Raw genomic sequence first — 21950 nt, forward strand, 5'->3', positions numbered from 1 at the left:
TCCTACAAAAGACCAGGCAAAATTTAACATCTCAGGTATTAAGGGGTAGAGCGCCCTGGAAAGCGATGGCGATCACAGTGTTGCCTGCGGAGTTCCTCAGCTGGGCTTTCAGTATGTTGTAACTATTTTGGCCCCAAAAAAAACGCGGCCCGAAGGCCGCGTTAACGGATAATCACACTTACTTATTTTTTTTGGTATTACGGCCATATACCAGCCACGTAATCACAACGCAGGCGATATAGAAGATGAGGAAGACCTTCATTGCACCCGCCGGAGAGCCGGTCAGATCCAGCGAGATGCCGAACGCTTTCGGAATAAAGAAGCCGCCAATTGCGCCAATCGCAGAGATAAAGCCCAGTGCTGCAGCCGTATCCGTTGCCGCTTCACGCATCGCCTGCTCTTCGCTTCCGCCCTGCGCCTTCACGCGGTCCATCGTCAGCTTACGGAAGATCACGGAGATCATCTGGAAGGTAGACGCACTCCCCAGCCCGGCCGTCAGGAACAGCACCATAAATACGCCGAAGAAGGCGATGAAGCTCCCGCCCTGTCCGTCAGCAGGCAGCGTCAGGAACAGCAGCGCACAGAAGACTGCCATCACGACGAAGTTAACCAGCGTCACGCGGGTCCCGCCCAGACGGTCGGATACCATGCCGCCCAGCGAACGCGCCAGGGCGCCAATAAACGGACCGAAGAAGGCGAATTGCAGGATCTGCACGTCCGGGAACTGCGTTTTCGACAGCATCGCGAAGCCCGCCGAGAAGCCGATAAACGAACCGAAGGTCGCCAGATACAGCAGCGCCATCACCCAGAGGTGTCCACGCTTCAGCACCGGCAGCTGTTCGCTCAGCGACGCCTTCGACGCGGACAGGTCATTCATAAAGAACCAGGCTGCAAGGGTGAAGACCACGAGGAACGGCACCCAGATCCAGGCTGCGTTTTGCAGATAGAGGGAAGAACCATCCGCCTGCTCAACGCCACCGCCGCCAAAGGCTGCAAAAATGGAGACCGAGATCGCCAGGGGAGCGATCAGCTGCATCACGCTCACGCCCATATTGCCCAGACCGCCGTTAATCCCCAGCGCGCCGCCCTGCTTCGCTTTCGGGAAGAAGAAGCTGATGTTCGCCATGCTGGAGGCGAAGTTCGCCCCGGCAAAGCCGCACAGCAGGGAGATAATCACGAACACGCTGAACGGCGTTGAGGTATCCTGCACCGCGAAGCCGAGCCACACGCAAGGGACGATCATGATGCCCGTACTGAACGCCGTCCAGCGACGGCCGCCGAAGACCGGCACCATAAACGCGTAAGGGACGCGCAGCAGAGCGCCTGACAGCGACGGCAGCGCGGTCAGCATAAACAGCTGATCGGTTGTGAACGTAAACCCGACTTTGGGCAGGTTTACCGCCACCGCGCTAAACAACATCCAGACGCAAAACGCTAACAACAAGCACGGCACGGAAATCCACAGATTCCGGCTTGCTACACGATGGCCGCGCTGTTGCCAGAACGCCGGATCCTCTGGACGCCAGTCAGTAATAACGGCACCATTTTCCCTTTCGGGAGCGGATGAGTGACTCATAGACACCTCTGATTCTCGAATGATGCTGCAAACATTAGGGTTTTAGGGCGGCGGTAAGTTGATATAAATCAAAGGAAAAGTGGGAGGATTTGCGGCGTAAAATAAGGCCTCACCCTTAGTGAGTAGGCTAATTCGGTAAAAAAGACGTGGTTTTTCACGGCACTGACGGTTCCCTGCAGCGCCCACCTCTTCCCCCCTACTCCGTTGGCAATTTAGGGGTAATCCTTTATTGGTATGGGTATACTCCAGGGTATGCACCAGAATAGCGCCATTCCTGCAAGCAGGCCACGTCAGGAGCACGCCCACTCTATGTTAAAAAGATGCTTATCTCCGCTAACGCTCGTGAATCAGCTCGCCCTGATTGTTTTGCTGTCCACCGCCATCGGCGTGACCGGCATGGCGATCTCCGGCTGGCTGGTACAAGGGGTACAGGGTAATGCGCATGCCATCAACGAGGCAGGCTCGCTACGCATGCAGAGTTACCGTCTGCTGGCGGCGGTTCCGCTGACGCAGGACGATCGGCCTTTAATCGATGAAATGGAGCGCACGGCGTTCAGCCCCGAGCTGGAAAATGCCGCCATCCGTGCCGGTCAGCAATCCCAGTTGAACGCCCTTCAGGGGTACTGGCACACCCAGCTGCAGCCGGGCCTGAAACAGGCGCGCAGTACAGAAGCCGTTGCCCAGGACGTGGCGGGGTTTGTCTCCCGCATTGACGCGCTGGTCTCCGCGTTCGACCAGACGACCGAATTACGCATCGACCGGGTGGTGATGGTGCACCGGGCCATGGCGCTGTTTATGGGGCTGCTGCTGATCTTCACCATCGTCTGGCTCCGCGCGCGTCTGCTGAATCCCTGGAAACAGCTGCTGGCGATGGCCCGCGCGGTCACCGCACGCGATTTTACCCAGCGCACGCACATTAGCGGGCGCAATGAGATGGCCATGCTCGGCCAGGCACTCAATACCATGTCGGCCGAGCTCTCCGAGAGCTACGCGGTGCTGGAGCAGCGCGTACAGGAAAAAACGGCCGGGCTGGAGCAGAAAAACGAGATCCTCTCTTTCCTCTGGCAGGCCAACCGTCGCTTGCACATGCAGGTGCCGCTATGTGAACGTCTCTCACCGGTGCTGAATGGCCTGCAAAAGCTGACCCTGCTGCGCGATCTGGAGCTGCGGGTCTACGATGTGGAAGACGAAGAGAACCACCAGGAATTTACCTGTCAGTCCGATATGTCCTGCGATGACAAAGGCTGTCATCTTTGCCCTCGCGGCCTGCCGCCGCTGACCTCCGGCGGCACGACCCTGAAGTGGCGCCTGACGGACAGCCACACTCAGTACGGCATTCTGCTGGCCACCCTGCCAACCGGACGCCACCTGAGCCACGACCAGCAGCAGCTGGTGGATACGCTGGTTGAACAGCTGACGGCCACGCTGGCGCTCGACAGGCATCAGGAAAAACAGCAGCAGCTGATCGTCATGGAAGAGCGCGCGACCATCGCCCGCGAGCTGCACGACTCCATCGCCCAGTCGCTTTCCTGTATGAAAATGCAGGTGAGCTGCCTGCAGATGCAGGATGCGGAGATGCCCGACAGCAACAAGCAGCTGCTCAGCCAGATCCGCAACGAGCTGAACACCTCCTGGGTGCAGCTGCGCGAGCTGCTGACCACCTTCCGTCTGCAGCTGACCGAGCCGGGCCTGCGCCCGGCGCTGGAATCCAGCTGTCACGAATTTAGCGCCCGGCTGGGGTTCCCGGTGAAGCTGGATTACCAGCTGCCGCCGCGCTTTGTCCCTTCCCATCAGGCCATACATTTACTGCAGATCGCCCGCGAAGCGCTGAGCAACGTGCTTAAACACGCTGAAGCAACGGCGGTCAAGGTCACCGTCAGCCAGCACGACAATCAGGTGAAACTGACGGTTCACGATAACGGCCGCGGCGTGCCGGAAAATGCCGAACGCACTAACCACTATGGTTTAATCATTATGCGAGACCGCGCCCAAAGCCTGCGCGGTGACTGCCAGGTTCGCCGGAGAGAGACGGGCGGCACGGAAGTTGTCGTCACCTTTATTCCCGAGAAACCGCTTACAACTGCTCAAGGAGATACCCATGACTAATCAGGAACCGGCATCCATCCTGTTGATCGACGACCATCCGATGCTGCGTACTGGCGTGAAACAGCTGGTCAGCATGGCGCCCGATATCACCGTGGTGGGCGAAGCCAGCAACGGCGAACAGGGCATTGAGCTTGCCGAATCCCTCGATCCCGATCTGATCCTGCTCGATCTGAATATGCCGGGCATGAACGGACTGGAGACCCTCGACAAGCTGCGGGAAAAATCGCTTTCCGGACGCATCGTCGTCTTTAGCGTGTCGAACCATGAAGAGGATGTGGTCACGGCGCTGAAGCGCGGGGCGGATGGCTATCTGCTGAAAGACATGGAGCCGGAAGATCTGCTTAAGGCGCTACAGCAGGCAGCGGCGGGCGAGATGGTATTGAGCGAAGCCTTAACGCCGGTGCTGGCCGCCAGCCTGCGGGCTAACCGCGCCACCTCTGACCGCGACGTCAGCCAGCTCACGCCGCGCGAGCGCGATATTCTCAAGCTCATTGCCCAGGGCCTGCCGAACAAAATGATCGCTCGCCGCCTGGACATCACCGAAAGCACGGTCAAAGTGCACGTGAAGCATATGCTGAAGAAAATGAAGTTAAAATCTCGCGTTGAAGCCGCCGTGTGGGTGCATCAGGAACGCATTTTCTAAGGATTACTCCTCCGGCAGCAGCTTCCAGCGCGGGTCGTCATCAGGCAATGCGACCAGCGGCTGCACCACAGCAAGCGTGATCTCATTGGACGAGACGCGCTGGCCTTTCTCATCTTCTACCACTGCCGAGAGGTGCCAGCGGTTTGTCGCACCTTCCTCTTCATTCCAGGCAGGTATAATCACGCTCCAGCCGTCTGCGCTGTTACTTTTGGCCGGCGACGTCAGGCTCAATGCCTGCGTATCCCCCAGCCAGTGGATCTGACGGATGCCGTGCGTGCTGCGAACCTGCAGCTTCAGCATAACGGTCTCGCCCCCTTTCAGATCCCACGGCGGCGTGGCCAGCCAGACGGACAGCGTTTTACGCTGGCGGAACTCCATCACCGGCAGGCTAGTGCGTTCCGGTGAATCGTAGCGGCTGCCGCGCAGGGATCGCGTCGCGGCGACCTCATCGGCGGAAAGCTGCTTAGCCAGCGGCACGCCAAAGCGGTAGTTGAGCTTCAGCCCAAGGTTATTCTGGCTCTCGCCGCTTTCGCCCTGCTTGTGCCCGGCGGTCAACGTGACCAGCGGAACGGGGGTATAGTTAAGCCCCAGATTGACCGCAACCGGGTTGTGGTACCCGGTTCCACTGTTGAACAGGTCAACGTTATCGCCAAAGTACTGCTCAACGCTAACGCTGGTGTTCAGGTGATGAAACCACGGCAGCCAGGCTTTAGCGGTCACGTCATATCCGCGCGCCATGCGCTGCTCCTGAACGTCAGATCGCGCGCGCCATCCGGCAAAGGGCTGATAGTAGTTCGCTGAGAGGCGCAGATTTTCCCCCCACGCTTCCGCGCCCAGCCCGGCACGCTGCAGGTTTTCATCGAGAAGATTATCGTAAAAGGTGTTGTAGCCCAGCAGCCATTTCCCGGCGACCCAACGCTGACCGATTCCGGCGTTACTGACCAGGCCATCCGTCTGCTGCGTCAGGCCAAGCTGGCTCCAGCTGAGGTAACGGTTAGTATCATTCCACGGGATAAACCAGCTCCCGCTGCTGCCGTTAAATTTGCCGTCATTATCCACCAGCACGTTCACGCTGGCGTTTCCCCAGGGCGACAGCCAGGACTCAATCTGCTGGTTCACTTCCCCGCTTACCGCGTCGCGCACCTGGCCAAAGGCAAACTGACGCGCCTGCTCGCCGGTCGTCATCCCGTAGTCGGTCATGCTGGCTTCACCGAAGGCTTTCGCCATTTCGGCGAGGTGTTTCTCCCCTTCGCCCGTTGGCGCCGCCAGGCCGAGATCGGGCAGACTATCCCCGTTATTATCAAAGGGGTGCTGCGCCTGATGCATAAAGGAATTCGGCGCACCGTGAACGGCTCCGGCCGTAAGAAGGGGGAGTAAAAACAGCAAACGAATGCGGGACGATACAGCCATCAACGTCGTCAATAAGAACCTGTGTTTATGAATAAACTCTTATTATGTTAACGCGATAAGCCCTGAAATGCAGTCCTGGCGGACATTTCAGGATTATCCTGAAACAGCCCTTTCAGCTCCGGCACGCAGGAACCACAGTTCGTACCACAGCGCAGCTTCGCCCCCAGCGCGGTGACGGAATCACACCCTCCGGCAATCGCCTCCCGTATCGCCTCTTCCCCGACGCTGAAACAGCTGCAGATAATGCGTCCCGGATCCATCGCCTTCCCGACGCTCTGCCCGTTCAACAGGGCGTGGCGTTCTGCGGGCAGCACGGGGGGGGAATGAAAAGCAGCTTCAATCACCGTATGCGCCAGCGCCGGTAACGCGGTACCTTCCCAGAAACCCAGCATAAGCTGGCCTTCATGCCAGGCCAGCACGCTGCTGCGTTCACCGGTCTGCGCAACCTGCAGCTGCCAGCCCCGGCCGCTGGCGTATTCCATTACCCATGACAGCAGCGGTTTATCGCACGCCACCGTCAGGCGTGAAGCTTTACGCCACCAGTAAACCGAAGAGGGCATTTCCAGCCCTTCGCGGGCATAGAGTTCTCCCTGCCAGGCGGGCTGCCAGGGCTGGATTCTGACGGCGGTTTGTTTACTCTCCGGCTGGCCCGAAACCGGATCGCAGCGCCCTTCCACCAGCGCATTCACCTTTCCCTGGCGGGCAAACGCAGCGTTCCAGTGCATCGGGGCAAAAGCGTTCCCTTCGCGCTGGGCGTCGCTGATGCGCACTCTTGCTACCATGACGCCGCGCGGCGAACTGATGCGCGCCAGCTGGCCGTCGCACAGGGAAAACCGAACGGCGTCTGCGGGGCAAACCTCAACAAAGGGTTCGGCGATATGCTGCATCAGTCTGGCCACATATCCTGTTCGCGTCATGGTATGCCACTGATCGCGAATGCGCCCCGAGTTGAGAATCAGCGGGTACAACGCGCTGACCGTTGCACCGTGCGACTGTGGGTCAACGGGAACACTGTTTCGGCACGGAAAATCTCCCCCAGGCCACTGCCAGGGCTCAAGCCGCTCCCACTCCTCACGGGTTAACGAAGCCAGGTCGTGAAGGTTTAAGGCCCGCGCGCCGTCATTTTCAAAGGCCGTCAGCGCCGCATGCTCGCAAAAAATCTGGTGGGGATGCAGCCAGGCAAAGGCGTCGCCGTGCCCCAGCCGTTTCGCCACCTGTGCGACGATCCACCAGTCCGGCTTTGCCTCACCGGGCGCGGGCAGAAACGCGCGCTGGCGCGAAATGCGTCGCTCGGAATTGGTTACCGTGCCGTCCTTCTCTCCCCAGGCCAGCGCCGGAAAGCGAATATGGGCAAACCGGCTGGTGTCGGTATCATTCATCACCTCAGAGACAATCACCAACGGGCAGCGCCCCAGCGCCTGACACACCGCGTGGCTGTCCGGCAGCGAGACGGCAGGATTGGTGCCCATGATCCACACTGCCTTCACCTCGCCGCGGGCAATGGCGTCAAACAGCTCCACCGCCATCAAGCCCGGCGTCTGCGCAAGCCGTTCCGTTCCCCAGAAACGCGCCACCCGCGAGAGATCGTCCGGCTCAAAGTTCATGTGCGCCGCCAGCTGATTTGCCAGCCCGCCCACCTCTCTTCCGCCCATCGCGTTTGGCTGTCCGGTCAGCGAAAACGGGCCGCAGCCCGGACGGTTAAATTTCCCGCTGGCAAGGTGCACGTTAATGATGGCGCTGCATTTGTCGCTGCCGCTGGAGGACTGGTTGATTCCCATGGTGTAGAGGGTGATGGCCCGGGGGGCCGTCATAAACCAGTCGTAAAACGTACCAATATCCTGCGGCGAGAGGCTGCAAAACGCCGCCACGCGGGATATCGGCCACGCGTCCGTTCCCTGAATGACATTAAGCAGACCGACGAACAGCCCGGCGTCGCTGCCGGGAGTGAGCGCCAGATGCAGGTCAGCAATATCACAGGAGGCGGTTCTGCGCGGGTCGATGACCACCACTTTCATCTCCGGATTGTTGTGCTTTGCCTGTACCAGGCGCTGATAGAGCACCGGATGCGTCCAGGCCGCGTTTGAGCCCACCAGCACCACCAGATCGCTGTTTTCCACATCCTCGTAGCTGCACGGCACGACGTCTTCACCAAAGGCGCGCTTGTAGCCAACGACTGCCGATGACATGCAGAGCCGGGAGTTGGTATCAATGTTCGCCGCGCCGATAAACCCTTTCATCAGCTTATTGGCGGCGTAATAATCCTCGGTAAGCAATTGCCCGGACGCGTAAAACGCCACCGCCTGCGGCCCCCATTTGTCGATAATGTCCTGGAGGCGCTCGCCTGCCGCTCCCAGCGCCTGCGCCCAGGCCACCTCAGCACCGTCAACAACGGGGCGCAGCAATCGCCCCTGTAACCCCATTGTTTCCCCCAGGGCCGATCCTTTCACGCACAAGCGGCCAAAGTTCGCAGGATGGGTTTCATCCCCCCGAACGCTGACCGTTTCACCGTCCACGCGGGCGACCACGCCGCAGCCGACCCCGCAGTAGGGACACGTTGTCCGGATTTCTGTCATGAGGCCTCCGCACGCATTACCAGGGCATCATTACCGACCCACACCTTGCCGTTCTCAATTTTGACCGGCCAGGCGCGCACCGCGGGTTCGCCGTTCTCCACCTGACAGCCGTCGCGCAGGCGGATACGCTGCTTGTAGAGCGGGGAAATCACCACCGGCTCCCCCGCCGCATCGCCAAGAATGCCGCGGGAAAGCACGTTCGCGCTGCTGCCAGGCTCCCGATCGTCGAGGGCGTAAACGGTTTTGCCAAAGCGGAACAGCGCGATCGGCTTACGCCCAAGACGCGCGCCAATGCCCGCCTGCTCGGGGATATCGTCGATGCCACAGATTTCCTGCCAGCGTTTACCTTGATCCGCTGCGGTGTCGTTCACCGCCGTGCGGAACAGCGCCAGACGGTTCGGATCGTTAAGCGTGGTTTGCCATTCGCACTGGTAGGTTTCCACCACCCGGGCCATCTCCTGCTCCAGCTCGTGGGCGATGCCCAGGCTGTCGTTGAGGATCACCTCACGCAGGTAGTCGAGGCCGCCTTCCAGGTTGTCCATCCAGGTGCTGGTGCGCTGCAGGCGATCCGCCGTGCGGATGTAGAACATCAGGAAACGGTCTACGGTGCGGATCAGCGTGTCATCATCAAGATCGCTGGCGAAGAGATCCGCATGGCGCGGCTTCATGCCGCCGTTGCCGCACAGGTAGAGGTTCCACCCCTTATCGGTGGCAATCACCCCCACGTCTTTACTCTGCGCCTCGGCGCATTCGCGGGTACACCCTGAGACCGCCATTTTGATTTTGTGCGGGGCGCGCAGGCCTTTGTAACGGTGCTCGAGCCTGACCGCGAGGCCGGTGGAGTCCTGCACGCCGTAGCGACACCAGGTCGACCCGACGCAGGATTTCACCGTGCGGAGGGATTTGCCGTAGGCGTGCCCGGTTTCAAATCCGGCTTCCACCAGCGCCTGCCAGATCTCCGGCAGCTGTTCCAGCGTGGCGCCAAACAGGTCGATACGCTGGCCGCCGGTGATTTTGCTGTACAGGCTGTAGCGTTTTGCAATCTGGCCGATGGCGATCAGCCCGTCGGCGGTCACTTCCCCCGCAGGCATGCGCGGCACGATGGAGTAAGTACCGTCCTTCTGGATATTGGCGAAGTAGCGGTCGTTGGTGTCCTGCAGCGGCAGGTGTGCCGGTTTCAGCAGATACTCGTTCCAGCAGGAGGCGAGCACTGACCCCACCAGTGGCTTACAAATTTCGCACCCGTGTCCCTGACCGTAGCGGCTAATGAGCTGGTCAAAGGTGCGGATATGGTTGACGCGCACGAGGTGGTAAATCTCCTGACGCGAGTACGGGAAGTGTTCGCAGATGTCCTTTTTCACCTCCACACCCTGCGCCGCCAGCTGGAACTCCATCACCTGCTTCACCAGTGCGCTACATCCTCCGCAGCCGGTCGCCGCTTTGGTGCACTGCTTAATCGCGCCGATATCCGTTGCGCCCGCACTTACCGCCTGACAGATATCGCCTCTGCTGACGTTATGACACGAACAGATTTGTGCGCTTTCCGGCAGCGCTGCCACGCCGAGCGCTTTTGGCGCACTGCCTGACGACGCGGGTAATATCAGCGTTTCCGGCTCTTTTGGCAGGGCTATCCCGTTGAGCATCATCTGTACCAGCGTGGCGTATTCGCTGGCATCACCCACCAGCACGCCGCCGAGCAGCGTTTTGCCGTCGTGGCTGACCACGATTTTCTTGTAGATTTGCTGCGGGCCGTGCGTCCACTGGTAGCTCAGCGCCCCCGGCGTGCGGCCGTGAGCATCGCCGAACGAGGCCACGTCCACGCCCAGCAGCTTGAGTTTGGTGCTCATATCCGCGCCGGCGAAGGTTTTCTCCTCTCCCGCCAGCGCGGCGGCGGCCACCCTCGCCATCTGGTAGCCGGGCGCAACCAGCCCGAAGATTTTCCCTTCCCACAGGGCGCATTCACCAATGGCCAGCACGTCCGGATCGGAGGTCTGACAGCGGTCGTCAATGCCGATCCCGCCGCGTTCGCCGATAGCCAGCCCGCTGCTGCGCGCCAGCGCGTCCTGCGGACGAATGCCGGCAGAAAAGACCACCATGTCTGTTTCAAGCTGTTCGCCATCGGCAAAGCGCAGCACCAGCCCGCCGTCCGCGGCGGCGATCTCCGTCGTTGATTTACTGGTATGCACACCGACGCCAAGCGCCTCGATTTTCTTGCGCAGCATCGCCGCACCGTCGTTGTCGAGCTGGACCGCCATCAGATTGGGCGCAAACTCCACCACGTGAGTTTCCAGCCCGAGCTGCTTCAGGGCATTCGCCGCCTCCAGCCCCAGCAGGCCGCCGCCAATCACGACACCGCGGCGTGAGCCCGCCGCATGCGCCGCAATCTTGTCCAGATCGTCAAGCGTGCGATAAACAAAACAGCCCGGCAGATCGTTTCCCGGCACGGGCGGCACGAACGGGTATGAGCCGGTCGCCAGCACCAGCTTGTCCCAGTGGGTTTCGTGCCCGCTGGCGCTACGCACCACGCGCGCGTCGCGATCGATAGCGACAATCTGCTGCGACAGGCGCAGCTCGATGCCGTTGTCGGCAAAGAAATCCCCCTCCACCAGCGAAAGCGACGCCGCGCTGCGGCCGCCAAAATATTCCGACAGATGCACGCGGTCATAGGCGGCATAGCGCTCCTCGCCAAAGACAACGATCTGATACTGCTGATGCAAATTGCGGTTAACGCAGTCTTCGAGAAAATGATGGCCGACCATACCGTGCCCAACCACCACCAGAGTAGGTTTTGTCATAGCGTTCTGTCCTGCAACCTGCGGTTGCGTAGTGAAACGATCGAACAGCCAGTCCGCGTGCGCGGGCGCAGCCGTTGCCAGTAAATCGGTAAATGTTGCCGCGCTGCGGCAGTCCCCCATCAGCAGCACGCCAGCCAGCGCCCCCTGATGGATCAGTAAGCGACGATAGTGACGGGTCAGCGGATCCCATGCGCTCCAGACCACATCGCCCTCCTGCTCTGCCGCGCGACCGAGGCTGAACAGCTCCACGCCGGTCACCTTGAGGCGCACGCCGTTGTCGGTCAGGGCAAACGGCGCGGTGACGTCTCCGGCCAGCCGTGTGGCGAGGATATCCGCCTGCGCCAGACAGGGGGCGACCAGGCCAAACGTCTGGCCGTCAATTTCACAGCATTCACCAATGGCGTAGACGTCCGGCACGGAGGTTTGCATCTGGTGATCCACCACGATGCCGCGCGCGCAGCGAATGCCGCTGGCCTGCGCCAGCACGACGTTGGGCTGCACGCCCGTCGCCAGCACCACGCGCGCGGCGGTGACGCTGCGTCCGTTCAGCAGCGTCACGCTATTCCCGTCAATCGCCGCGATGCCTGAGGCGAGCTCACAGCGCACGCCCCGCGCCGCCAGCGCCTCTTCCAGCAGCACGCCCGCCTTCTCATCCAGCTGCTGCTCCATCAGCCACGGACCGCGATGAACAAGGGTGACGTTGTCCCCTGAGCGCGCCAGCGCTGCCGCCGTCTCAACCCCGAGCACGCCGCCGCCCAGCACTACCGCCGGACCGGCGATCGCCCGAATGGCCCGGATATCCTCCAGGGTACGGAATGTGAAGACATGCGGCGCATCGCAGCCGGGAATTGGCGGAACAAAGGGCGTTGATCCGGTGGCAAACACCAGCGCATCCCAGCCCAGCGTGCGGGCGGTGGTTTGCACTTCCCGCGTGTCCACATTCACGGCGAGCGCCTTTTCCCCCCGCAGCACCGTCACGCCCCGTTCCTGGTACCAGTCGTCATTCTGAAGACAGATCCCCGCCGCCGTTTTTTCACCGCCCAGCACCGGCGAAAGCTGGATGCGGTTATAGGCATGCTCCGGCTCGTCACCGATGACGGTAATGGCGAAACGATCGGCAGCACGCCCGGTGAGCGAGGCAATCAGCCGCGTGGCCGCCATGCCATTTCCGATAATGACCAGTCGCATCAAAGCCCCCTCGCTACGCCGCTTTCGGCTGCTTTTCGTAGAGGAAATGCAGGATCTGCTGGCGCATGTGGTGATAGCGGCTGTCGTCGGCCAGCTGCACCCGGTTACGCGGGCGCGGCAGGTCAACGTGCAGGATCTCCCCGACGGTCGCCGCCGGGCCGTTGGTCATCATCAGTACGCGATCGGAGAGCAGCACCGCTTCGTCCACGTCGTGGGTAATCAGCACGATGGTGGTGTTCAGCGCCTGCTGGATCTGCATCACCGAGTCCTGCAGATGGGCGCGCGTCAGCGCATCCAGCGCGCCGAAGGGTTCATCCATCAGCAGGACTTTCGGCTTCATCGCCAGCGCGCGGGCAATCCCGACGCGCTGCTTCATGCCGCCGGAGATCTCCCCCGGGCGCTTGTGCAGGGCGTGCCCCATCTGCACGCGGTCGAGGTTGTGCTCAATCCACTCCCGGCGCTCCGCCTTGCTCATGCTGTGTCGAAACACGTGATCTACCGCCAGGGCCACGTTGTCGAAGCAGGTGAGCCACGGCAGCAGCGAATGGTTCTGGAATACCACCGCGCGCTCCGGACCCGGCCCGGCAATTTCGCGGTTGTCGCAAATCAGCCCGCCTTCCGTCGGCAGCGTGATCCCAGCGATAAGGTTAAGCAGCGTCGATTTACCGCAGCCGGAGTGCCCAATCAGGCTGACGGTTTCGCCCTCATGGATATCAAAGGAGACGTTCTGCAGCGCCAGAAATTCGCCGCTGGCGGTGGAAAAACGCTGGCTCACGGCCTGGACCTGGATTAATGGTTTCATGTTCGCTCCTTATTTTTCCTGCCAGCTAAAGCGACGGGCGATCAGCATCAGCCCCTGCTCCAGCAGCAGCCCGACCACGCCAATGATGACGATGGCGATGAGAATGTTTTCGACGTTGAGGTTGTTCCACTCGTTCCAGATCCAGAAACCGATCCCTAAACCGCCGGTCAGCATCTCGGCGGCGACAATCACCAGCCAGGCGATGCCGATGGAGAGGCGCACCCCGGTCAGCACTGCGGGCAGCACCGCCGGGAAGAGAATGCGGCGCATGATGGTCCACTCGGAAAGCTGCAGCACCCGGGCCACGTTGAGGTAGTCCTGCGGAATGCGGCGCACGCCTTCGGCGGTGTTGATCACCATCGGCCAGATGGAGCAGATAAAAATGGTCCAGCTCGACGCGGGCTCCGCTTTCTGGAACAGCAGCAGGCCGATGGGCAGCCAGGCCAGCGGGCTAACCGGGCGTAACAGCGCGATCAGCGGGCCGAACATGCGCGAAAAAAAGGTGAAGCGACCAATCAGAAAGCCGAGCGGGATCCCGGCGAACGCGGCCAGGCCAAAGCCCACCGCCACGCGCTGTAATGAGGCGAGCACGTTCCAGCCGATGCCCATGTCGTTTGGCCCGTCGCGATAAAACGGATCGGCAAACAGGGTAATAGCGGAATCGAGCGTGCTGAGCGGCGTCGGGAAACCTTTGCTGTTAATCGCCGCCAGCTGCCAGAGCACCACCAGCAGTCCCAGCCCCAGAAAAGCCGGAATGATGCGCTGAAGGATCGCGTTAATCCGACGCGCAAACGTCGGCGTGCGGCGGCGAACCTGCACCGGAGGCAGGACAATCACCTCTCCACTCTCCGGCGTCTCGTGTGATTTTGTCTTTTGCAGATGCTGCATAATCAGGCCCCTTTACGGTGAATGGCGAAACGGCTGGCGTATCCTTCCGGGTCGGTACCGTTCCAGACGGTGCCGTCCATCAATGTGCTGCTGCGTAGTGGTGAAGTCGGTGTGGTAATGCCCCCCACCGCCGTGGCGGCATCCTGCCAGACCGCCGTCTGGTTAATGCGTTGTGCGATGCCCGCGTAGTCCGGGGCGGCTTTGAGCAAGCCCCAGCGGCGGAACTGGGTTAAGAACCACATGCCGTCGGAGAGATACGGGTAGCTGACGGCCCCCTCGTTGAAGAAGCGGATCGGGTGCGCGTCCTGCCAGCGCTGGCCCAGGCCGTTGTCGTACTCACCGAGCATGCGTCCGGTGAGATACTGCTCTTTGCAGTTGAGCCACGCCCGGCGGGAGAGGATCTGCGCGGTTTCGCGTTTGTTTTCCGGGGAGGCCTCAATCCAGCGCGCCGCCTCCAGCACTGCGCTCACCAGCGCCCGGGCGGTGTGCGGGTTTTTCTCCACCCAGTCGCGACGCGTCCCGAGGATTTTTTCCGGATGGTCGGCCCAGACAGACTGCGACGTGGCGGCGGTAAAACCGATGCGGTCGTTGATGGCACGCGCGTTCCACGGCTCGCCGACGCAAAAGCCGACCATGTTGCCAATGCGCATGTTCATCACCATCTGCGGCGGCGGCACCACCACCGTGCGCACGTCGTCAAAGGGGTGAATGCCCGCGCTGGCCAGCCAGTAGTAGAGCCACATGGCGTGCGTCCCGGTCGGGAAGGTGTGCGCGAAGGTATAGGTGCCAGGCGCCTGCTGCCCAATCCGCTTTTTCAGCCCGTCAAGGTCATGAACGCCCTTCTCTGCCAGATCGCTGGAGAGCGTAATCGCCTGGCCGTTCTGGTTGAGGGTCATCAGGTTAGCCATCTGCTGTGGCTTGCCGGCGATGCCCAGCTCCAGTCCGTACAGCAGGCCGTAGAGAATGTGCGCGGCATCGAGTTCGCCCGCCACCAGCTTGTCGCGCACCGCCGCCCAGCTCGCCTCTTTGGTGGGCACGATGGTAATACCGTATTTTTTATCAAACCCTTTCAGCGCAGCGATAACCACCGGGGCACAGTCTGTCAGCGGGATAAACCCGATGCGTACTGTTTCCTGCTCCGGTTTATCCGAGCCTGCCGCCCATGCGGCCTGCATGACACCCGGCAACAGCATTGCACCACTCGCCAGCATGCTGGCCTGCAAAAAACGCCGTCTCGACAAATCCGCCATGACCACTCCTGAAAAAAAACCAAAAAAAAGCGCCCACGGTGCCGAAGCACCAGTGGACGCCTTTATCCCGAAGACGGATGCACCGCCGTTGGCGCATCGTCAAAAATGGTTAATCTGATAATGCAAAGTGAATGCCAGGTTTTAACACACCGTTTCTTGCGGCGCTTACCGTTATTCCCTCGCCTTTACGCACCGCAAACAGGCATAAAATGCCCACTGACCGTGCAGCTACTCCTTTGGTGTTACCTGCCATACATTCTTCACCATGAGCAGCGCGCGGGCGATATCCACCATCCTTTGGTTTTTGTCCATCGCCATTTTGCGCAGCGCCGTCCAGGCCTGTTCCTCACTCATATTCTGGTGATTCATCAGCACGCTCTTCGCTTTATCAATGATTTTGCGCTCTTCAAGCGTATCGCGCAGCGACGCAAGCTGACGTGAGAGCTGCTCTATCTCGCGCGCCTGCTGGCGAACCAGGGTAAGCAACGGTTTTTCCGGATAGCGGATCGGCGGGTCATCCTGTTCATCGCCGGGGGGCGCGTACTCATCGTCACGGTGAATGCATTCGTCCACCGCGACCATCAGATCGGCGATGATCGTCTCCTCCAGCGTGCGCAGATGCTCAAGGCGCGCGGTTTGCAGAGCAAACCAGGCCAGCGCGGTAAGGCCGTTATCGGCGGCGGGCTGGCGGGTACAGGCCACGCGCCGGAGCTGCTCCGTTTCACGATCGGGCTGACAGTGCATTGAAAAGGTGGTCTGAACGTCAGCGGAGCTGTGTGAGAGAAAGATCTCAAAGCAGGCCTGCTGCCCGTCAATGCGGTCAACCAGCCTCTGACGAGTCACATCATCGAAAAAACCCTGCGTGAAGCCAATCGCCCCCAGCGCCCGCTCCTGTCCCGCCAGCTCCTTGCCCTGCATCAGGCTATAAAGCGCGACAAAACGTCCTGCGATTTGCGGATCGTCAATGCTGTCATTAAGCTGCGGCACGATACTGAGCAGATGGCGAAGCATGCGGGAGTAGTGTTCCATCGCCTGGGGTGCCGTTACCGTCTGCTGAATCACACCGTCACGCAGCGCGGGAAGCGTATCCAGGCTCAGGAGCGCGCCGCCGATGCGTTCACAGACGGCACTTCCCGGGATCGGCGACTGTGTTTCAAGAATGCCGTAAAGGGCAGCGAGGTTCTCATCCACCAGCGCCCGGCTGGCTTTGCATTCGGGGGCGTACAGCTTGCCCTGTGAGCAGAGCCAGACATTGGACGCCCCGCGCTCGCACTGTAACATGTGCACCAGTTGGCTAATGCCGTGCACAAGCACGCCCAGCTGTGCCAGCTTGCTGAACTGCTCCTGGCGCATCATCTTTGCGCGCGTGAGCCATTCGGCAGCGCCTGGCGAAATGCCTGCCATTAATGTCATGCTTACTCTCCCGGACAGCGAAACTCCGGGGAATTAAGCAATATTCGTGCCTTTATAAGAACAGGAGTCAACATGCAGAAGATTGTGATCGTCGCCAACGGTGCGGCCTACGGCAGCGAATCCCTTTTCAACAGCCTGCGCCTGGCGATCGCGCTACATGAAAAAGAGAGCGACCTGGCGTTACGCCTTTTTTTAATGTCGGACGCCGTCACCGCCGGGCTGAAGGGACAAAAGCCGGCCGAGGGCTATAACATTCAGCAGATGCTAGAGATCCTGACCGCACAAAACGTGCCGGTGAAGCTGTGCAAAACCTGCACCGACGGGCGCGGTATCACCGGGCTGCCGCTGATTGATGGCGTAGAAATTGGTACGCTGGTTGAACTGGCCGAGTGGACGCTGTCCGCTGATAAAGTATTAACTTTTTAATAATAAACCCATAAAAATATTATTTTCTTATGGACGCGGTTTCAGCATCAAGTTTACCTGCGGGGTTGCCGATAGGCATGGAAACAACACAGCAGGTATTTCACTTATGTTCAGATCGATTCGTGCACGCATCATCGCGGCGACGGTAGGCTGTCTGGTCGTCGCCCTTCTCCTCAATACCGTTATTAACTTCCAGGTCACACGCCAGGATAACCAGCAGTCACAGCGCGATATCCTGACCAGCACCAGCGCCAGCCATAACATGGCGATTGCCGACTGGGTAAAAAGCAAGATGACGGTTATCGCCGCTGCCCAGACCGTTGCGCTGAGTGACGACCCGGTTCCGGTGTTTAAACAGCTTGCGCAGGCGGGTGGATTCACCAACGTTTATGTCGGCTACGCCAGCAAAACGGCGAAATTCTCTGAGCCCGCGGGCGTACCTGCGGATTATGACCCGACCATTCGCCCGTGGTATCAGCAGGTGGTCAGCGCGGACGGCCCGGTCGTCACCGCGCCTTACGTTGATGCCGGTACCGGTAAACTGGTGGTGACCTTCGCCGTGCCGGTGAAAGAGAATGGCGCCCTGAAAGCGGTGGTGGCGGGCGATGTGGCCATGGACAGCGTGGTGGCGAACGTGCGCGGGATCCATCCAACTCCGTCCAGCATCGGCTTGCTTCTGAACAGTGACGGCAGCGTGATTGCGGCTAACGATCCGGCTCTGACGCTTAAACCGTTTGCTGAGACCATCAAAGGCATCGATTTTGCTGCGCTGAAAAGCGGTAACCTTGTCGACGGTACGCTGAACGACGTCGAAAAAACCTTCGTGGCAACCGCCGTGCCGGGCACAAACTGGCTGCTGGTCGTCGCCCTCGACAGCGGTGATGCCACTTCCGGCATGCGTTCCCTGCTTAAAGCCTCGGCGATTTCGCTGGTGATCCTGGCGCTGCTGAGCGCGGCCATTGTTCACCTCCTGATTGCCCGTCTGCTGAAGCGCCTGTCGGACATTCGCGACGCGATGCACAACATTGCCAACGGGACTAACGACCTGTCGCAGCGTCTGCCTGACAGCGGTGAGGACGAGGTGGCGCAGATTGCCCAGGCCTTTAACGCCTTCAGCGATAAGCTGTCGGTGGTGATGGTGCAGCTCCGTGATGCCAGCGAGTCGGTGAAAAACGCCGCTCAGGAGATTGCGGCGGGTAACCAGGATCTCTCCGGACGTACCGAGCAGGCGGCGTCCAGCCTGCGCGAGACGGCCAGCGCCGTAGAGCAGATCACCGCCTCCGTGACCCAGTCGAACGAATCGGCGGCGGAAGCAAATGACCAGGCGAGCAAAGCCTCCGCGGCCGCGGCGCGCGGCGGCGAGGTGGTATCCCAGGCGATCAGCACCATGCAGTCCATCGAAGTCGCGTCGGCTAAAATTGGCGACATCACCAGCGTGATTGACGGTATCGCGTTCCAGACCAACATTCTGGCGCTGAATGCCTCCGTCGAGGCGGCCCGTGCCGGCGAGCAGGGGCGCGGGTTTGCCGTGGTGGCGGGCGAAGTGCGTAACCTGGCGAGCCGTAGCGCCCAGGCGGCGAAAGAGATCAAATCGCTGATTGATTCCACCACCGACAGCGTGGCCACCGGCTCCCGCTACGTGCATCTGGCCGGGGAAAGCATGGACGAGATCCGCTCGAGCATTGGCAGCGTCTCCGGCATCATGCGCGAAATCTCCATCGCCACCAGCGAGCAGATGAAAGGCATTCACGAAATTAACCACGCGGTGACCCACCTCGACCGCATGGTCCAGCAGAACGCCGAGCTGGTCGTGCAATCCGCCGCTGCCGCGGGCGCCCTGCAGAGCCAGGCGGGCGACCTTGCTGAAACCGCCGGCCATTTCCGCATTTAATTTTATACTGGCGCGCGTTTAGCGGGTAAAACGCGCGTCAGCTGAAATTTTGAGGAATTTTGTCATTTTTGTTTAATCGTTATGCCATTTTTTGATCAAAATCAGCATCCCTCCCCCTCCCCTTTGGTGTTATGCCATGAGTGAATTGTGAACAATATCACGCTCGGATATGGCTGCAGGGAGAGCGTTGTTTAAGACTACGGGGTAAAAAATGGCACTGGTAAAAACAAGTTTGAAACTGTTTGGCGGGGATACGGTAGTGGTGCGTTGCTCAGAGCGCTGCCGTATTCATCTGATGAGTGCGAAAGCACAAAAACAATCCCAGGCGGATATTCTCACCGTGCAGGATGATAACGCCTGGCTTACCGTGCCGTATACCGGCACCTGGGATGTGCTGATCGACAGCCACAGCCAGTCTCTGGAGCATTCTGTCAGTTACGTAGCAGCTTAAATTACGCGCCCGGCCAGCCGGGCGTATTATCAGGCAAAACCCGGTCGCAGCGTGCCGTTGAGCGGGTTTCCTTCCAGCAGCGCCTTCACCTTCACCACCAGCTCATTCAGACAATCGTCCTTCATGCCGAGGCGGGTCAGCTCCTGATCGAGAGAGAAGAGATACTGCGCGTTGGTACCCAGCGGCCCGCTGGCGGCGGCAATTAACGGGGCAATCACCTGCGTGCGGGTGTCCGCTTCATACAGCGGATGGCGCGGGTCCATAATAAACACCAGCGCATTGACGGTGCGTCCGTCGTCAAGATCCAGCTTGCACCAGCTCGGCATGTAGCAGCCGGTGATCATCTCACGCTTCCAGAGCAGCGTAAGCTCCTCTTCCAGGGTGGCATCCGGGAGGCGATACGCCACGCCCGTGGTGCGTCCGCCCTCTTTCAGTGCAAGCATACGCCCGGGCTGGCACGCGCTGCCGCGTCCGGCCGTCAGGCGCAGGCAAAATGCGCGATGCCAGCCAGGCAGCGTGCCCGTTGCCGATTCGACAAATTCGAGCGCCGGGTTCCACATCAGGGAGCCGTAGCCAAAAATCCATACCGGGCCATCATCCGGGCGGCAGGCAAGCGTGGCAGCGAGCGACGCCGCACGTTGTTCAGCTGACCAGAGAAGCGATTCCTCAATAGCACCAAATGCCGTCTTACAATCTGCCTTCATTAAGAAATCACGCGTTAACACTTTCCACCTCCGCCACTGCATGCTTCCTTGCGACATCTGTAATTCGCCTTCCCGGCCTTAGGTGCTGGTCATTTTGCCAGCAGTTGAATAACGATAAGCAATTAGCGGACCAGTTGCAATACAACGGCAGTTCAACCGCCTGAAAAGTCAAAATGAAGGCAGCGAATTATTTCAGGGCTATTTCTTTTTATGCCATTTATCGTCGTCTCCTTTTTCATATTCATGTTTTACAGCGGCCCAGGCGACTTTGTGTGCCGTCTCTTCACGGCTGGCATCATCCCGGCGATCGTCCTTATCTTTGTACTGATCCCAGGCACTGTTAAACGCCTCTTTGTAGATATCCTGCGCGTGAGCGGGCAGCACGTTTTGCACATTATCGGGTAATTCGCGTTTCGTTTTATAAGGCATCACTCACCTCTCTTTTGGTTAAAGAGATAAGTGTGGACGACGATATGGCAGCGTGCCACCCACACTTCATTTATGAATAATCGAAAACATTAACTTATTGTTATTAAACAAATATTAGGATAATGTGGTGAATTACAGGAATCAGGCGTGATAATTATTAAAAAAGGTAAAATTAAGTAAAAAATAAAGGGCATTTAACAGAGATCTGTTAATTTAATGACCTCAAAAATCTATCTATAATTACAAGCACCTGCATTGATGGAGAAGCACATGACAGCAACACACGAGGCGGTAAAGACCCGCCACAAGGAGACGTCTCTCATTTTCCCGGTTCTGGCACTGGCTGTGCTGCTCTTCTGGGGAAGCAGTCAGTCACTGCCAGTGGTGGTTGGTATCAATATTCTTGCCCTGGTCGGTATCTTAACCAGCGCATTTAGCGTCGTTCGCCATGCGGACGTATTGGCCCACCGTCTGGGCGAACCCTACGGATCGTTAATTCTCAGCCTTTCCGTTGTTATTCTCGAAGTCAGCCTGATTTCCGCGCTCATGGCCACCGGCGATGCCGCGCCGACGCTGATGCGCGACACGCTCTACTCGATCATTATGATTGTGACGGGTGGCCTGGTGGGCTTCTCTCTGCTGCTGGGCGGGCGTAAATTCGCGACCCAGTATATGAACCTGTTCGGCATAAAACAGTATCTGATTGCCCTCTTCCCGCTGGCGATTATCGTGCTGGTCTTCCCGATGGCGCTGCCGGGTGCCAACTTCTCCACCGGTCAGGCGCTGCTGGTTGCGCTGATTTCCGCAGCCATGTACGGCGTGTTCCTGTTGATTCAGACCAAAACGCACCAGAGCCTGTTTGTGTATGAGCATGAAGACGACAGCGACGACGATGACCCGCACCACGGTAAGCCGTCGGCCCAGAGCAGCGCGTGGCATACGGTTTGGCTGATCGTGCATCTGATTGCGGTGATTGCCGTCACCAAGATGAACGCCAATCCGCTGGAAACGCTGTTAACCGAACTGAACGCGCCGGTCGCGTTTACCGGTTTCCTGGTGGCGCTGCTGATCCTGTCCCCGGAAGGGCTGGGGGCGCTGAAAGCCGTCTTAAACAATCAGGTGCAGCGCGCCATGAACCTGTTCTTCGGCTCCGTGCTGGCGACCATTTCACTCACCGTGCCGGTGGTGACCCTGATTGCCTTTATGACCGGTAACGAACTGCAGTTCGCGCTGGGCGCGCCAGAGATGATTGTGATGGTGGCCTCGTTGCTGCTGTGCCAGATTTCATTCTCAACCGGACGCACCAACGTGCTGAACGGCGCGGCGCATATGGCGCTGTTTGTGGCTTACTTGATGACAATTTTTGCGTAGTCTTTTTGCCCAGCGGCGCTGCGCTTACCCGGCA

General features: G+C 59.7%; 16 protein-coding genes. 6 read left to right on the plus strand and 10 right to left on the minus strand.

Annotated elements, in window-relative coordinates; genetic code table 11:
- Positions 1–178 precede the first annotated feature (178 nt).
- Positions 179–1576 (minus strand): NarK family nitrate/nitrite MFS transporter, encoded by a 1398-nt coding sequence (locus ACVCAM_RS08360; RefSeq protein WP_021240343.1) that lies wholly within the window; start codon positions 1574–1576, stop codon positions 179–181.
- A 309-nt stretch (positions 1577–1885) separates the two neighbouring features.
- Between ACVCAM_RS08360 and narX the strand changes: the two genes are divergently transcribed.
- Both narX and narL read left to right on the plus strand, forming a co-directional pair.
- On the plus strand, positions 1886–3682 hold the full coding sequence (gene narX, locus ACVCAM_RS08365; RefSeq protein ID WP_407223436.1) for a nitrate/nitrite two-component system sensor histidine kinase NarX: 1797 nt from the start codon (positions 1886–1888) through the stop codon (positions 3680–3682).
- Entirely contained in the window at positions 3675–4325 is a 651-nt protein-coding gene (narL, locus tag ACVCAM_RS08370; RefSeq protein ID WP_008499531.1) for a two-component system response regulator NarL, read from the plus strand. The genes narX and narL overlap by 8 nt, the downstream gene beginning before the upstream one ends.
- Before the next feature lie 3 nt (positions 4326–4328).
- Here narL and ACVCAM_RS08375 read toward each other — a convergent pair whose 3' ends face one another.
- The 7 genes from ACVCAM_RS08375 to nasR all read right to left on the minus strand — a co-directional run bounded on the left by ACVCAM_RS08375 (position 4329) and on the right by nasR (position 16644).
- Positions 4329–5735: a YchO/YchP family invasin gene (locus ACVCAM_RS08375; RefSeq protein WP_407223438.1), complete on the minus strand. Its 1407-nt coding sequence runs from the start codon at positions 5733–5735 to the stop codon at positions 4329–4331.
- A 47-nt stretch (positions 5736–5782) separates the two neighbouring features.
- Positions 5783–8308 (minus strand): nitrate reductase, encoded by a 2526-nt coding sequence (locus ACVCAM_RS08380; protein WP_407223440.1) that lies wholly within the window; start codon positions 8306–8308, stop codon positions 5783–5785.
- Entirely contained in the window at positions 8305–12291 is a 3987-nt protein-coding gene (gene nirB / locus ACVCAM_RS08385) for a nitrite reductase large subunit NirB (RefSeq protein WP_407223441.1), read from the minus strand. Before nirB ends, ACVCAM_RS08380 begins: the two co-directional genes overlap by 4 nt.
- Before the next feature lie 13 nt (positions 12292–12304).
- Positions 12305–13093 carry an ABC transporter ATP-binding protein gene (locus tag ACVCAM_RS08390; protein ID WP_021240347.1) on the minus strand — a complete coding sequence of 263 codons (789 nt, stop codon included), beginning with the start codon at positions 13091–13093 and terminating at the stop codon, positions 12305–12307.
- Positions 13094–13102: 9 nt separating this feature from the next.
- Positions 13103–13981, minus strand: a complete 879-nt coding sequence (gene ntrB, locus ACVCAM_RS08395; protein WP_008499525.1) for a nitrate ABC transporter permease — start codon at positions 13979–13981, stop codon at positions 13103–13105.
- A 2-nt stretch (positions 13982–13983) separates the two neighbouring features.
- Entirely contained in the window at positions 13984–15231 is a 1248-nt protein-coding gene (locus ACVCAM_RS08400) for a CmpA/NrtA family ABC transporter substrate-binding protein (RefSeq protein ID WP_023344359.1), read from the minus strand.
- 228 nt (positions 15232–15459) lie between these two features.
- Positions 15460–16644 carry a nitrate regulatory protein NasR gene (gene nasR, locus ACVCAM_RS08405; RefSeq protein ID WP_025913095.1) on the minus strand — a complete coding sequence of 395 codons (1185 nt, stop codon included), beginning with the start codon at positions 16642–16644 and terminating at the stop codon, positions 15460–15462.
- Between the two features lie 72 nt (positions 16645–16716).
- Between nasR and ACVCAM_RS08410 the strand changes: the two genes are divergently transcribed.
- From ACVCAM_RS08410 to ACVCAM_RS08420, 3 genes are all read left to right on the plus strand, one after another.
- On the plus strand, positions 16717–17070 hold the full coding sequence (locus tag ACVCAM_RS08410) for a DsrE/DsrF/TusD sulfur relay family protein (RefSeq protein ID WP_025913096.1): 354 nt from the start codon (positions 16717–16719) through the stop codon (positions 17068–17070).
- Between the two features lie 106 nt (positions 17071–17176).
- Positions 17177–18961: a methyl-accepting chemotaxis protein gene (locus ACVCAM_RS08415; RefSeq protein ID WP_407223443.1), complete on the plus strand. Its 1785-nt coding sequence runs from the start codon at positions 17177–17179 to the stop codon at positions 18959–18961.
- A gap of 211 nt (positions 18962–19172) precedes the next feature.
- Complete coding sequence (locus tag ACVCAM_RS08420) at positions 19173–19412, plus strand: DUF1883 domain-containing protein (protein WP_008499520.1); 240 nt, start codon at positions 19173–19175, stop codon at positions 19410–19412.
- Positions 19413–19441: 29 nt separating this feature from the next.
- On the opposite strand, the gene ACVCAM_RS08425 is transcribed toward ACVCAM_RS08420, so the two are convergent.
- Complete coding sequence (locus ACVCAM_RS08425; protein ID WP_023292215.1) at positions 19442–20137, minus strand: gamma-glutamylcyclotransferase; 696 nt, start codon at positions 20135–20137, stop codon at positions 19442–19444.
- A gap of 177 nt (positions 20138–20314) precedes the next feature.
- Positions 20315–20545, minus strand: coding sequence for a putative cation transport regulator ChaB (gene chaB, locus ACVCAM_RS08430; protein ID WP_008499518.1), 231 nt, complete (start codon positions 20543–20545; stop codon positions 20315–20317).
- A 270-nt stretch (positions 20546–20815) separates the two neighbouring features.
- On the opposite strand from chaB, the gene chaA reads away from it, so the two are divergent.
- A complete protein-coding gene (chaA, locus tag ACVCAM_RS08435; protein ID WP_407223444.1) occupies positions 20816–21916 on the plus strand; it encodes a sodium-potassium/proton antiporter ChaA in 1101 nt (366 codons plus the stop codon).
- The last annotated feature ends 34 nt before the right edge of the window (positions 21917–21950 follow it).

The organism is Enterobacter sp. CFEC122 (assembly GCF_052983755.1).